Origin of the sequence: Streptomyces sp. Tu 2975 (assembly GCF_009832925.1) — a bacterium.
Taxonomy (GTDB): domain Bacteria; phylum Actinomycetota; class Actinomycetes; order Streptomycetales; family Streptomycetaceae; genus Streptomyces.
On record NZ_CP047140.1, the window covers coordinates 4,086,335 to 4,099,822 of the forward strand.

The following is a 13,488-nucleotide window of genomic DNA, read 5'->3' on the forward strand; positions in this document are numbered from 1 at the left end:
CTGTGCGGTGGCAGGCCTTTCGTGGCGATCACCGTTTCACGTGAAACGGTGATCAGCGGGCAGCTCCCGTCACGATCCACCGACCGGACCGGGCCCGCCACCACAGCGTCATCAGCCGGACGGTCATCATCAAGGTCATCGCCCACCACAGAGTGGTCAGTCCACCTCCGAGGGCGGGGACCAGCAAGGCGACCGGGGCGAACACCAACAGGGTGAGCAGCATGGCCGCTGCCAAATAAGGGCCGTCACCGGCGCCCATCAAGACACCGTCCAGCACGAACACGACACCGGCAATCGGCTGGGACACCGCGACGACCAGCAACGCGGGGAGCAACGTGTCACGGACAGCCGGATCACTTGTGAACAGAGGGATGAAAAGGGGCCGGGCGGCCACGATCAGTATCCCGAGCACGACCCCCGAGACCACTCCCCACTGCACCATCCGCCGGCAGACCTGTTTGGCACCTTCTGCGTCACCGGCTCCCAGATAGCGGCCGATGATGGCCTGTCCGGCGATGGCGATCGCGTCCAGCGCGAAGGCTGTCAGACTCCAGAGGGACAGCACGATCTGGTGAGCGGCGATGTCCGTGTCGCCCAGCCTGGCCGCCACAGCGGTGGCGATCATGAGGACCGCCCGCAGGGAGAGCGTACGCACGAGCAGCGGTACCCCCGCCTGGGCGCTCGCCCGGATCCCTGCCGCGTCCGGGCGGAGTGAGGAACCGTGCTTGCGTGCTCCTCGGACGACGACGACCAGGTATGCGGCCGCCATTCCGCACTGTGCGATCACGGTGCCCCAGGCCGAGCCGGCGATGCCGAAGCCTGCTCCGTAGACGAGTCCGGCGTTGAGTCCCGCGTTGGCGGCGAAGCCGCCGACCGCTACATAGAGAGGGGTACGGGTGTCCTGGAGGCCTCGGAGCACTCCGGTGGCCGCGAGCACGATCAGCATGGCGGGGATGCCGAGACTGGAGATGCGTAGATACGTGATCGCATGAGGTGCGGCGGTGTCGGAAGCTCCGAAGACGTCCACCAGCCATGGGGCCGCGGGAAGAGTGAAAGCGATGACGGCGACCCCGAGGACCAGCGCCAGCCAGATGCCGTCCATCCCCTGTCGGATGGCTGACTGGAGGTCACCCGCGCCGACCCGGCGGGCAACGGCGGCCGTGGTCGCGTAGGCCAGAAAGACGAAGACGCTAACCGCCGTCATCAACAGGGCAGCCGCGACGCCGAGGCCGGCCAGTTGCGGGGTACCGAGATGACCGATGATCGCGCTGTCGACCATGACGAACAGCGGCTCGGCGACAAGGGCGCCGAAGGCGGGAACCGCGAGCGCGATGATCTCCCGGTCGTGCCGCCGCAGACGTTCCTTCGCCCCTGCCGGTACCTGTGTCATGGGCGTCAATCTAATCTTCCACAGGTAAGCGATGCAAGCGGCAAGCAGTCCTTACCTTGGAGGGCGTCACCCCTGGGTTCGTGCGCCGTTTGTTCTGATCTTGATCCGGCGGGAAAAGTTTTTCTCCCCCACAGGCGGTGGACGCGAAAAGCCCAGGTGAGATGGGCTGCGAGGGGCAGGACGTGAACTTTTCCACAGTGCTGTCCCCCGGTCCGTGCACAGGTTGCGGAGGGTTCTCCACAGCATCTGATCCTTCGTCCACAGTGCCTGTGGATAACCAGATTGGCTGACGCTCCCGCCGGGCCTACCGTGGACCGTCGCCCGACGTGCGGGAACCCCGCTTCGAACGGAGTCCGGCGACTCGATCTGTCAGTGCCGTGGCATAGAAAAGACTGCCACGGCGTAGGTCCGTGGAGCGGACGGGAGGAGGTGGCCCGGGTGAGCATTTCCGAGCCCTTGGACGACCCGTGGGCGGCCGACAGTCCGGGGGACCGTCTCCCCGCCTCCCGTCAGCGGCGCCACGAAGGGCGCGGCCGTGAGGACCAGCACGATCGAGGCAGGGAGGGCAGCGGCTGGGACGGGAGCTCCCCTGGATTCGAGCGCGTCCCGCCGCAGGACCTGGACGCCGAACAGTCGGTTCTCGGCGGCATGCTGCTGTCCAAGGACGCGATCGCCGACGTCGTCGAGATCATCAAGGGCCATGACTTCTATCGGCCGGCCCACGAGACGGTCTACCAGGCCATCCTCGACCTGTACGCCAAGGGTGAGCCGGCCGACCCCATCACGGTGGCGGCCGAGCTGGTCAAGCGGGGCGAGATCACTCGCGTCGGCGGCGCCCCCTACCTCCACACGCTGGTCCAGTCGGTTCCGACCGCTGCCAACGCTTCGTACTACGCGGAGATCGTCCACGAACGGGCCGTGCTGCGCAGGCTGGTGGAAGCCGGCACCAAGATCACGCAGATGGGTTATGCCGCCGACGGTGACGTCGACGAGATCGTGAACTCCGCCCAGGCCGAGATCTATGCCGTCACCGAGCAGCGCACGAGCGAGGACTACCTGCCGCTCGGCGACATCATGGAGGGCGCCCTCGACGAGATCGAGGCGATCGGCTCCCGCAGCGGCGAGATGACCGGTGTGCCGACGGGCTTCACCGACTTCGACTCCCTGACCAACGGTCTGCACCCCGGCCAGATGATCGTGATCGCCGCGCGTCCCGCTATGGGTAAGTCGACGCTTGCGCTCGACTTCGCGCGGGCCGCCTCGATCAAGAACAATCTGCCCAGTGTGATCTTCTCGCTCGAAATGGGCCGCAACGAGATCGCGATGCGACTGCTGTCCGCCGAGGCCAGAGTGGCTCTCCATCACATGCGGTCGGGCACGATGACGGATGAGGACTGGACGCGACTGGCGCGCAGGATGCCGGACGTTTCGCAGGCGCCGCTCTACATCGACGACTCGCCGAACCTCTCGATGATGGAGATCCGCGCGAAGTGCCGCCGGCTGAAGCAGCGGAACGACCTCAAGCTCGTCGTCATCGACTATCTGCAGTTGATGCAGTCGGGCGGCTCGAAGCGGGCAGAGAGCCGCCAGCAGGAAGTCTCCGACATGTCCCGTAACCTCAAGCTGCTCGCGAAGGAGCTCGAGGTTCCGGTGATCGCGCTCTCCCAGCTGAACCGTGGCCCCGAGCAGCGCACGGACAAGAAGCCGATGGTGTCCGACCTCCGTGAATCCGGCTCGATCGAGCAGGACGCGGACATGGTCATCCTTCTGCATCGTGAGGACGCCTACGAGAAGGAGTCCCCGCGCGCAGGCGAGGCGGACCTGATCGTGGCCAAGCACCGTAACGGCCCCACAGCGACGATCACCGTGGCCTTCCAGGGCCACTACTCACGGTTCGTGGACATGGCGCAGACCTGATCACTGGGCGTGCAGGTTTCAGATCCCGACCGCGCGGCGATCACACCTCCGGGGTCCCGGTGAACGGCACGCGCCGCTACGGTGGGCCGATGTCGTCGATCAAGCAGTTCCAAGTCACCTTCGACTGCGCAGAACCTGAGCGCGTCGCTCGTTTCTGGTGCGAGGTCTTGGGGTACGTCGTACCGCCGCCACCGGAGGGGTTTGCAACGTGGGACGATTTCAACCGCTCGCTGCCGCCTGAGCGTCAGGGTTCAGCGTTCGTCTGCATGGACCCCTCGGGTGTGGGCCCGCGCATGTACTTCCAGCGCGTTCCGGAAGGCAAGGTCGTCAAGAATCGGGTGCATCTTGACGTGCGGGTCGGCACCGGGCTCGTAGGTGAGGAGCGTCTCGCCGCACTCGAGGCCGAGTGCGCACGACTGGTCGCACTCGGCGCGGTACGCGGACAACTACTGCTCGCCGATGACGAGAACGAGTCGTGCCTCGGGATGCAGGACATCGAGGGCAATGAGTTCTGTCTCGACTGAGGGGCCGCGAACGTGTCCTCGTCCTGTCCCCTTGGGCCAGGAGGAAGTACCGCTCCCGACCTGTCAGAGCGCTGTGGCCCGGATCTCCGGGTCAGGCGCTCGGACCGGCGAACCGTCCGGCGGGAAAAGGCCGCGGTCGGCGCTGCTGCGCTGAGGTAGCGTCCCGGCACATGACGGCCGGCGGCGACGGGAATCGCGAGAAGCACGAGGCATACGGGGCGCGCGAGGCGAACGAAAACGCTGTCGGCGGTGTGCGGCTCGTGGAGGACCTGGTCGCTCAGGTGCCCGGGTTCGATGACGCGTACGAGTGCCACGTGTTCAACGAGCACGGGGTGCTCCCGCACCTGTTCTTCTGGGACGTCGTGCAGGACACCGTGCGCTCGTACCTGGGGGAAGGGGAACCGGACGGTGCCGACTGGCGTCGGGTCCTCGCCTTCCTGGAGGAGGAGACACGGCGTTGCGCGCCCGGAGCGATCGAGGTCATCGTGACGTCGTTCCTCGACGACCTTCCCTACATGGGGGAGCCGGGGTACGGGATCGAGGCGCGTCTCGGGCCGGCCATGAAGGAGCGGTATCTGCAACTCCGGCCCTGGTACGAGGTGTAGGCCGCGGGCGTACCAGGGAAGCCGGAGGCCTAGCAGGGGCGCCGGCGGTGGGCCGTGGGGCGGCGGCGCCGACGGGCGGGTAGCGCAGCCGGAGACGGCTGCGGCCCGCTGCTGACTCCCCCAACGTTCCGGAACCGCGGACCCTCGACGGGCCCGCGAGGGGGCTCACTTCCCGAGGGGCTGGGTGAAGCGCAACAGATTGCCGGCAGGGTCGCGGAACCCGCAGTCACGGACGCCGTAAGGCTGGTCCATCGGCTCCTGCAACACCTCGCCGCCCGCGGCGCTGATGCGCTCGAAGGTGGCGTCGCAGTCGTCCGTCGCGAAGATGACGCCGCGCAGCAGGCCCTTGGCCATCAACTCCGCCATGGCCTGCTTGTCGGCCGGTGAGGCGTTCGGTTCCGCGACGGGCGGTTCCAGGACGATGTTCACGTCCGGCTGAGAGGGCGCTCCGACGGTCACCCAGCGCATCCCCTCGAAGCCCACGTCGCTGCGTACCTCGAGGCCGAGCACGTCGCGGTAGAAGGCGATCGCCTTGTCGTGGTCGTCGACGGCGATGAAGCACTGGGAAAGCCTGATGTCCATGTCGTCACGCTACGGCCGGGCGGCAGGGTTCGCTTCTCCGTTCCTGACCGGCCTCGTGTGGATCTTGGCCATGCATGCCGGGATGGCGGCGCCCTGGTCGTGGTTCCGGGCCCGGTAGGCGCTCGGGCTCTCGCCGACCAGCTCGGTGAAGCGCGAGCTGAACGTCCCCAGCGACGAACAGCCGACCGCGAAGCAGACCTCGGTCACCGTGAGGTCGCCGCGGCGCAGCAGCGCCTTGGCGCGCTCGATGCGACGGGTCATCAGGTAGCTGTACGGGGTCTCGCCGTAAGCGGTGCGGAAGCTGCGGGAGAAGTGCCCCGGCGACATCAGGGCGTCACGTGCCAGCGCCGGGACGTCGAGAGGCTCGGCGTAGTCGCGGTCCATGCGGTCGCGGGCCCGCCGCAGGCGTACGAGGTCGTCGAGATCCTGCCGTCTCACCTGAGCATTTTCCCACAGCACCGCCGCCGGCGGTGGGGAACAGGGACGATGCCGGGGCCGAGGCGGAGCCGGAGCCGAGGAACAGGTGGTGGCGAGCGCGGCGGCCCGATCGATCAGGAATCGAGAAGCGCGGGCCATGGCGCCGTAACTAGCGTGATCGCCATGGACATCAGCATTCACTGGACCTTCCTTCCGCACAACGACCCGGACGCCTCCCTGGCCTTCTACCGCGACACTCTCGGCTTCGAGGTCCGCAACGACGTCGGATACGGCGACATGCGCTGGATCACGGTCGGCCCCGCCGACCAGCCAGGGACGTCCATCGTCCTGGAGCCGCCGGCCGCCGATCCCGGCACCACCGACGACGAGCGCCGCACCATCGCAGAGATGATGGCCAAGGGCAGCTACGCCCGCATCACCCTGGCCGCCGCCGACCTCGACGACACCTTCGCGCGGCTGCTGGCCGGCGGTGCCGAGGTCGTCCAGGAGCCGACCGAGCAGCCGTACGGCCTCCGCGACTGCGCGTTCCGCGACCCTGCCGGCAACCTGATCCGCATCAACGAGCTCCGCTGAGCCGTCCGGCGATCCGCAGCCATGACCTGCATGGACGGGTGCCGTGCAGGAGGCCGCGCAGGACGCCGGTGGCACCTCCGGAAGCCCGCGTCACCGAGCATCCCTGCCTCGGCCGCGCCGGCGAAGGAGAACCAGACATACTGCTCGAAGCTGACCAGGTCGAGCAGGCGACGCCGACGGAGACCGCGAAGGCGGCCCGCCCAACAGATGGAGACACGATGAGCAAGGCCACGAGGACGGACACGCGATCGCCTGCGCTGCACGTTGCCGACAGCCACGATCTGATCCGGGTGCACGGCGCGCGCGAGAACAACCTCAAGGACGTCAGTATCGAGATTCCGAAGCGCCGTCTGACGGTGTTCACCGGTGTCTCCGGCTCGGGCAAGAGCTCGCTCGTCTTCAACACGATCGCCGCGGAATCGCAGCGGATGATCAACGAGACCTACAGCGCCTTCGTCCAGGGCTTCATGCCGACGCTGGCCCGCCCCGAGGTCGACGTACTCGACGGGCTGACGACCGTGATCACTGTCGATCAGCAGCGACTGGGTGCCGACCCCCGCTCCACGGTGGGCACCGTCACCGACGCCAACGCGATGCTGCGCATCCTCTTCAGCCGGCTCGGGCGTCCCTACATCGGCCCGCCCAGCGCGTACGCCTTCAACGTCCCATCGGTCCGCGCGAGCGGTGCGATCACCGTCGAGCGTGGTGCCAAGAAGGCGGTGAAGGCGACTTTCTCCCGCACCGGCGGCATGTGCCAGCGCTGTGAAGGCAGGGGCTCGGTCTCCGACATCGACCTCACCCAGCTCTACGACGACTCCAAGTCGATCGCCGAGGGCGCGTTCACCATCCCCGGCTGGAAGTCGGACAGCTTCTGGACCGTGCGGTTGTACGCCGAGTCGGGCTTCCTCGACCCGGACAAGCCGATCCGCAAGTTCACCAAGAAGGAGATGCAGGACTTCCTTTACCGGGAGCCGACCAAGGTGAAGGTCGAAGGCGTGAATCTCACCTACGAGGGGCTGATCCCCAAGATCCAGAAGTCTTTCCTGTCCAAGGACAAGGAGGCGATGCAGCCGCACATCCGGGCGTTCGTGGAGCGGGCGGTCACCTTCACAACCTGCCCCGAGTGCGACGGGACCCGGCTCAGCGAGGGGGCCAGGTCGTCGAAGATCAAGGGGATCAGCATCGCTGACGCCTGCGTGATGCAGATCAGCGACCTGGCCGAATGGGTCCGCGGCCTGGACGAGCCGTCGGTGGCGCCGCTGCTGACGACGCTGGGGGGAACTCTCGACTCGTTCGTGGAGATCGGGCTGGGGTACCTCTCGCTGGACCGTCCGTCGGGAACGCTGTCGGGCGGCGAGGCGCAGCGGGTCAAGATGATCCGCCACCTCGGGTCCTCGCTCACCGATGTCACTTACGTCTTCGACGAGCCGACCATCGGCCTGCACCCCCACGACATCCAGCGGATGAACGACCTGCTGCTGCGCCTGCGGGACAAGGGCAACACGGTGCTCGTCGTGGAGCACAAGCCGGAGACGATCGCCATCGCCGACCACGTGGTCGACCTCGGGCCCGGCGCCGGTACGGCGGGCGGCACCGTCTGCTTCGAGGGCACCGTCGAGGGGCTGCGGGACGGCGACACCATCACCGGCCGCCATCTCGACGACCGGGCGGCTCTCAAGGAGTCGGTGCGGAAGCCCACCGGCACATTGGAGATCCGTGGCGCGACGGCGAACAATCTGCGTGACGTCGATGTCGACATCCCGCTCGGCGTGCTCGCCGTCGTCACGGGCGTCGCCGGTTCCGGCAAGAGCTCGCTCCTGCACGGGTCGATCCCGGCCGGCGAGGATGTGGTGTCGGTCGATCAGGGCGCGATCCGCGGCTCGAGGCGGAGCAACCCTGCGACGTACACCGGACTGCTCGACCCGATCCGCAAGGCGTTCGCGAAGGTCAACGGTGTGAAGCCGGCGCTGTTCAGCGCCAACTCCGAGGGTGCCTGCCCGAACTGCAACGGCGCCGGCGTCACGTACGTCGACCTGGCGATGATGGCCGGTGTCTCCACGCCCTGCGAGGAGTGCGAGGGTAAGCGGTTCCAGGCATCGGTGCTGGAGTACCACCTCGGTGGCCGCGACATCAGCGAGGTCCTGGCGATGTCGGTGACCGAGGCAGAGGACTTCTTCGGCGCCGGCGAGGCGCACACGCCGGCCGCGCACAAGATCCTCGAACGGCTCGCCGACGTCGGCCTCGGCTACCTGACGCTGGGGCAGCCGCTCACCACGCTCTCCGGCGGCGAGCGGCAACGGCTCAAACTGGCCACACACATGGCGGAGAAGGGCGGCGTCTACATCCTCGACGAGCCGACCACCGGCCTCCACCTCGCAGACGTCGAGCAACTGCTCGGTCTGCTCGACCGGCTGGTCGACTCCGGTAAGTCGGTCATCGTCATCGAGCACCACCAGGCCGTGATGGCGCACGCCGACTGGATCATCGATCTCGGTCCCGGCGCCGGTCACGACGGCGGCCGGGTCGTCTTCGAGGGCACACCCGCCGACCTCGTCACCGCGCGCTCCACCCTCACCGGGGAGCACCTCGCCGCCTACGTCGGCGGCTGACCGCGGCTTCGCCGACACGGTGGGACGAGGTCGCTCGACGCACAGTCGACGACCTCGCCCCCGTGTCGCTTCCGGTAAGTCCCCGTGTCGCCGGTAATGCGGTCGACGCAGGTGGGCGGCACCGATAGACCTGATCCATGACTTCAGCCATGGAAGAACTTCTGCCCGGTACACGCCGGGCCCTGCTGCATCGCATCGCCGTAGCCCAGAGCGAAGGGCGCGCACCGTCGCTCGCCGCCGCGGTGCAACGTGACGGGCACCTGGTGTGGACGGGGTTTCGTACGTCCGTCGACGGTCACGCTCCGGACGCGGATACCCAGTACCGCATCGGGTCCATCACCAAGACGTTCACCGCGGTCCTGGTGATGCGGCTGCGGGACGAAGGGCTACTGGGTCTCGACGACCCACTGGAGAAGCATCTGCCCGGCACGGGGGTGGGAGAGGTGACCGTTGCCCAACTGCTGGGGCACAGTGCCGGCCTGAGCGCCGAGACGCCGCCGCCGTGGTGGGAGCGGACGCCTGGTTCCATGCGCGCCCAGCTTTCCGACGTGCTCGGCGAGGAGACGGCGATGCACCCCGCCGGCCGGCGGCACCACTACTCCAACCCTGGCTACACCTTGCTCGGATCGCTGGTCGAAGCGGTCCGAGGCGTGTCATGGGAGGAGGCTCTGAAGCGGGAGATCCTCGAGCCTCTGGGGCTGGAGCGGACGAGTGCGCAGCCGCAGGCTCCACATGCCGGCGGCTGGGCCGTTCACCCGTGGGCGGACGTGATGCTTCCCGAGCCTGTCGAGGATCTCGGGCTCATGGCTCCTGCCGGGCAGCTCTGGTCCACCCCTGCCGACCTGTGCCGGTTCGCCGCTTTCCTTGCCGCCGGTGACGACCGGGTGCTCGCTGCTGATTCCGTGCGGGAGATGCGGGTGCCGTCCGTGCCGCTGGAGGCGGGGGAGTGGAACAGCACCTATGGGCTCGGGCTACAGTTTCTGCGACACGAGGGGCGGACTCTCGTCGGCCATTCCGGCTCGTTGCCCGGTTTTGTCGCGGGACTGTGGGTGAGCGTGGACGACGGCGTCGCCGCGGTGGCGCTGGCCAATGCCACCTCAGGGCCGTCGGCGGCGACGGTCGCCGCAGACCTCGTGCGCATCGTCGCCGAGGCCGAGCCGAAGATTCCTGAGCCGTGGCGACCGCTCCCCGAGGTCGACCACGATCTGCTGGGGCTGACCGGCCCCTGGTACTGGGGAACCTCTGCTTATGTCCTGCGTCTCGTCGCCGATCGGGGCGTGGAGCTGGAGCCGCTGCGCGGCGGGGGCCGCCGCTCGCGCTTCCTGGCCCGCACCGACGGGACCTGGATCGGTCTCGACGGCTACTACGCGGGAGAGACACTGCACGTGGTGCGCGGAGGCGACGGTTCGGTGAGCCATCTGGACCTGGGCTCGTTCGTCTTTACGCGCAAGCCCTACGAGCCAGGCGACGCTGTTCCTGGGGGCGTGGACCCTGAGGGCTGGCGGGCATTCCGCTTCTGAACAGCGTGTGCGGTGTCACGTGAAACCGGACGCGGCCGGTTTCACGTGAAACATCGGAGGCCGCCGCCGGTAATCTTCCGGACCACCAGGTCATGCCGCGGCAGCGGGCGCCTTGAGCTCCTCGACGGCTCGGACCAGTGGGGCGAGCTCCGGGTCCTGAGCTGCCTCGTCGAGTGCCTCACGAAGCGCCGCATCGTTGGTGGGCCGGGCCTCCGCCAGGAGCTGCAGGCCCGCGTCGCTGACGTCGGTGTAGATGCCTCGACGGTCGGTGGGGCAGAGGTAGCGGGCCAGAAGGCCCCGGTCCTCGAGTCGGGTGACCAGTCGGGTGGTGGCGCTCTGGCTGAGGACGACGGCGTCGGCGACCTGCTTCATCTGGAGATGGCCGCCTTCGCCGCTGTGCTGGCGACTGAGAACGTCGAGGAGGGAGTACTCGCGGACACTGAGGTTGTGCTTCGCCTCAAGGGCCCGGCCGATGTGGGCTTCGATCCGGCCGTGAAGCAGCGAGAGAGCGCACCATCCCTGCGCGAGGGCGGTAAGGGCGGGGTCGGTCGCCGTCATCTGTCTCCTCCTCGGGGTCGGAGCGGCTCACTCCCAGGGTAGGCCATAGCTGCAATAGACCGCGTATGCAATTTAAAGGCGCGTGCAATTATCTGTCTGGTGCTCCGGCGCGGGACTAGCCTGCCGCTACCGTCAGCGGTGCAAAGCGGCGGGTCCAGTCGCCCGGCAGGCCTGCTGTGCCCAGAGTCATCACGGCGTTGAAGGCGACCGGCTCCAGGCCCCGCTCCTTCGCCCAGTCGAGAAGTTCCTTGTGGCGCACGTCGATGTCGGTGCGCAGCGGTCGGTCTGTTCCGGCCGCCAGAGAGGAGATCAGAGCCTTCGCGGTCTCCGTGTTCCGGGCGATCAGGGGACCTATGACATGGGTATCCATGTTCGGCCAGGCGGCCGCGTAGCCCGTCAGTACGCCGTCCTCTTCGGCGACGCGGAACTGGTCGGCGAACGAGGGAAGCCGCGTGATCATGTGGGTGCGGTCGAGGCCGAACACCTCGGCGTCCAGGCGGACCACCGCGGCCAGGTCCTCTGCGGTCGCAGGGCGGGTCGCCGCCTGCGGTCGTGGGCCCGAATCGGTGAAGCGCCCCCGGACCATCTCGGCACGGCCGGTCGTGGTGAACCCCAGTTCTTCGTAGAGAGGCTGTCCGTAGGGCGTGGCATGGAGGGTGAGCGGGGTGCTGCCCATGCCTTGCAGCACATGCTTCATCAGACGCCGCCCGATGCCTTGGCGGGAGTACCGCTCAGCCACCAGCACCATGCCGATGGCGGCGAGGTCCGTGCCGTAGTCCGTGACGACGCAGCAGGTCACCAGACCCTTGCCCTCGGGATCGTCGATCCCGTATCCCGTACCTGCGGTGAGGAGCAGACCCCACTTGTGCTCCTCCCGCGGCCACCCGCGGTCCTCGGAGAGGTCGGCACACGCGGTCAAGTCGTCCTTGGTGAGGCGCCTGATGGGAAGTTCGGCCAGCGGTGTCTGCATGAGGGTCAGGCTGTCTGACGCGTTGATCGTTCGTCCACCACTTTTCGTGAACTGGTCGAGACGCGCAGTCGGCGGCCGCGGCGAGTGAGACCCCACGGCTTGAGGACCGAGACGACGGTCATGAACACATAGGCGGTGAGGGAGACCGCCGGCCCCATCAGAAGGTCGCGAGGTTCGGCGACCACTCCGCCCGAGGCCACGGTGTCGGCGGCCCTGTCGACCCCAGGGCGGAGCACCAGGACGGACGCAGTGGTGGTCGCCAGAGTGAGCCAGAACTTGGTGAACACCCATCGATGGCGCGCCAGTCCCCATTGCGTCCCCAGTGACAGGACGAGGCCACTGGTCAGGGTGAGCAGTGCCAGGGGTAGCACCAGCCAGTCGGTGAAGACCTCCATCGACCGGTACGACGCTTCCGCCATGGAAGCGGACTCTGAGGTGTACGCCGCGAGCGCAAGCGCCAGCAGACCGAGGGTGAGACCGAGCCAGCCGGCCGACGTGGCGACGTGGACGACGAGTGTGGTCCGGCGAACGGGACGCTTGAGTGGTTTCACGTGAAACACGGTGCCTGTCGCACTGGTCCTACTGCGTCTGACAGCGGGAGTAATCACGCGTACTAACCTCGGCGTACATGAGCAGACGGCCAAGGCTTCACATCTTCGATCTGGACGGCACGCTGATCCGCGGCTCGGCGGCCCCGGTCGAGATCTCACGACAGCTCGGCTTGCTGGAGGAGATCGGGGAGGTGGAGCGGGACCTGATCGCAGGCCGGATCGGTCCTCCGGAGTACGCGGTGCGTGTGCACGCACTGTGGACGGATCTCACCGAGGCCCATGTGGCGGCTGCCTTCGAATCCGCTCCCTGGCTCACGGGCATCCGCGAGGTGTGGAGCGAGATCCGGTCGCGTGGTGACTACTGCGCTGTGATCTCGCTGTCGCCGTCGTTCTTCGTGGAGCGGCTGCTGGACTGGGGCGCACACGCGGCCCACGGATCACGTTTCCCCGACGTTCCCTTCACCCAGCCTGTGGATCCGGAAGGCATCCTCAGCGCGGCCGCGAAGGTGGAGATCGCCGGCCGGCTCTGCACGGGCTTCGGACTGGGGCTGGACGACTGCGTCGCCTATGGGGATTCCCTGTCGGATGCCGCGATCTTCGCGGCGGTGCCCACGGCGGTGGCCGTGAACGCCGACCACCATGTCGTCGGACTGGCCAGCCACACCTATGTCGGAAGTGATCTCCGCGAGGCCTATGAACTGGTCTGGTCCACCGGATAGTTCGCTATGGCGGATCAACCGAGGTCGGGTGCGTGCATGGCCCTGACGCCTTCGATGTTGCCGTCCAGATAGTGCCGCAGCGACAGTGGCACCAGATGGACGGCGGCGATACCGACGCGGCTGAACGGCACGCGCACGATCTCGTACTCTCCGCAGGGTTCATCGACCTCTGGGCCGTGCCGGAGGGAGGGGTCCATGGATTCCAGGCGGCAGACGAAGAAGTGCTGCACCTTCACCCCCGTCACGCCCCCGTCGGCGATGTGCTCGACGGTGTCGACGAAGCACGGGACGACATCGGTGATCTTGGCCCCCAGCTCTTCGTCGACCTCTCGGTGGAGGGCGTCGACGACGGTGGCGTCCTCGGGCTCGACCCCGCCGCCGGGCGTGAGCCAGTAAGGATCCACGCCGGGCTTGGTCCGCTTGATCAGGATGAGGTCGTCGCCGTCGAGCAGGATGGCGCGTGCGGTGCGCTTGACCACTGGTCGTTCGGTCATGGCAAGAGAGTGGCCCATGTCTTCGCTGTTGAAACTCT

At 67.7% G+C, this 13,488-nt stretch carries 14 protein-coding genes; 7 read left to right on the plus strand and 7 right to left on the minus strand.

From position 1 onward, the window contains the following. Positions 1-52: 52 nt before the first annotated feature. Positions 53-1,390, minus strand: coding sequence for an MATE family efflux transporter (locus GLX30_RS18040; RefSeq protein ID WP_159689882.1), 1,338 nt, complete (start codon positions 1,388-1,390; stop codon positions 53-55). Between the two features lie 456 nt (positions 1,391-1,846). Between GLX30_RS18040 and dnaB the strand changes: the two genes are divergently transcribed. From dnaB to GLX30_RS18055, 3 genes are all read left to right on the plus strand, one after another. Next, entirely contained in the window at positions 1,847-3,307 is a 1,461-nt protein-coding gene (dnaB, locus tag GLX30_RS18045; protein ID WP_208545583.1) for a replicative DNA helicase, read from the plus strand. 89 nt (positions 3,308-3,396) lie between these two features. After that, a complete protein-coding gene (locus GLX30_RS18050) occupies positions 3,397-3,831 on the plus strand; it encodes a VOC family protein (RefSeq protein WP_159689888.1) in 435 nt (144 codons plus the stop codon). Between the two features lie 170 nt (positions 3,832-4,001). Beyond that, the gene (locus GLX30_RS18055; RefSeq protein WP_159689891.1) at positions 4,002-4,436 is read left to right on the plus strand and encodes a hypothetical protein; all 435 of its coding nucleotides are present in this window, start codon (positions 4,002-4,004) and stop codon (positions 4,434-4,436) included. Between the two features lie 165 nt (positions 4,437-4,601). On the opposite strand, the gene GLX30_RS18060 is transcribed toward GLX30_RS18055, so the two are convergent. Together GLX30_RS18060 and GLX30_RS18065 are read right to left on the minus strand one after the other, a co-directional pair. After that, complete coding sequence (locus GLX30_RS18060) at positions 4,602-5,018, minus strand: VOC family protein (protein WP_159689894.1); 417 nt, start codon at positions 5,016-5,018, stop codon at positions 4,602-4,604. A 9-nt stretch (positions 5,019-5,027) separates the two neighbouring features. Beyond that, positions 5,028-5,402, minus strand: a complete 375-nt coding sequence (locus tag GLX30_RS18065; protein ID WP_159695102.1) for a helix-turn-helix transcriptional regulator — start codon at positions 5,400-5,402, stop codon at positions 5,028-5,030. A gap of 216 nt (positions 5,403-5,618) precedes the next feature. On the opposite strand from GLX30_RS18065, the gene GLX30_RS18070 reads away from it, so the two are divergent. From GLX30_RS18070 to GLX30_RS18080, 3 genes are all read left to right on the plus strand, one after another. Next, positions 5,619-6,029 carry a VOC family protein gene (locus GLX30_RS18070; protein WP_159689897.1) on the plus strand — a complete coding sequence of 137 codons (411 nt, stop codon included), beginning with the start codon at positions 5,619-5,621 and terminating at the stop codon, positions 6,027-6,029. Positions 6,030-6,247: 218 nt separating this feature from the next. Continuing rightward, positions 6,248-8,638, plus strand: coding sequence for an excinuclease ABC subunit UvrA (locus tag GLX30_RS18075; RefSeq protein ID WP_159689900.1), 2,391 nt, complete (start codon positions 6,248-6,250; stop codon positions 8,636-8,638). A 137-nt stretch (positions 8,639-8,775) separates the two neighbouring features. Further along, a complete protein-coding gene (locus GLX30_RS18080) occupies positions 8,776-10,158 on the plus strand; it encodes a serine hydrolase domain-containing protein (RefSeq protein WP_159689903.1) in 1,383 nt (460 codons plus the stop codon). Positions 10,159-10,248: 90 nt separating this feature from the next. Here GLX30_RS18080 and GLX30_RS18085 read toward each other — a convergent pair whose 3' ends face one another. The 3 genes from GLX30_RS18085 to GLX30_RS18095 form a co-directional block, all read right to left on the minus strand. Next, entirely contained in the window at positions 10,249-10,716 is a 468-nt protein-coding gene (locus GLX30_RS18085; RefSeq protein WP_159689905.1) for a MarR family transcriptional regulator, read from the minus strand. Positions 10,717-10,831: 115 nt separating this feature from the next. Further along, complete coding sequence (locus GLX30_RS18090) at positions 10,832-11,686, minus strand: GNAT family N-acetyltransferase (protein ID WP_159689908.1); 855 nt, start codon at positions 11,684-11,686, stop codon at positions 10,832-10,834. A gap of 5 nt (positions 11,687-11,691) precedes the next feature. Continuing rightward, on the minus strand, positions 11,692-12,237 hold the full coding sequence (locus GLX30_RS18095) for a DUF2269 domain-containing protein (RefSeq protein ID WP_159689911.1): 546 nt from the start codon (positions 12,235-12,237) through the stop codon (positions 11,692-11,694). A gap of 77 nt (positions 12,238-12,314) precedes the next feature. On the opposite strand from GLX30_RS18095, the gene GLX30_RS18100 reads away from it, so the two are divergent. After that, positions 12,315-12,956 (plus strand): HAD-IB family phosphatase, encoded by a 642-nt coding sequence (locus GLX30_RS18100; protein WP_159689914.1) that lies wholly within the window; start codon positions 12,315-12,317, stop codon positions 12,954-12,956. A gap of 14 nt (positions 12,957-12,970) precedes the next feature. On the opposite strand, the gene GLX30_RS18105 is transcribed toward GLX30_RS18100, so the two are convergent. Further along, positions 12,971-13,450: an NUDIX hydrolase gene (locus GLX30_RS18105; RefSeq protein WP_159689917.1), complete on the minus strand. Its 480-nt coding sequence runs from the start codon at positions 13,448-13,450 to the stop codon at positions 12,971-12,973. Positions 13,451-13,488 lie beyond the last annotated feature (38 nt).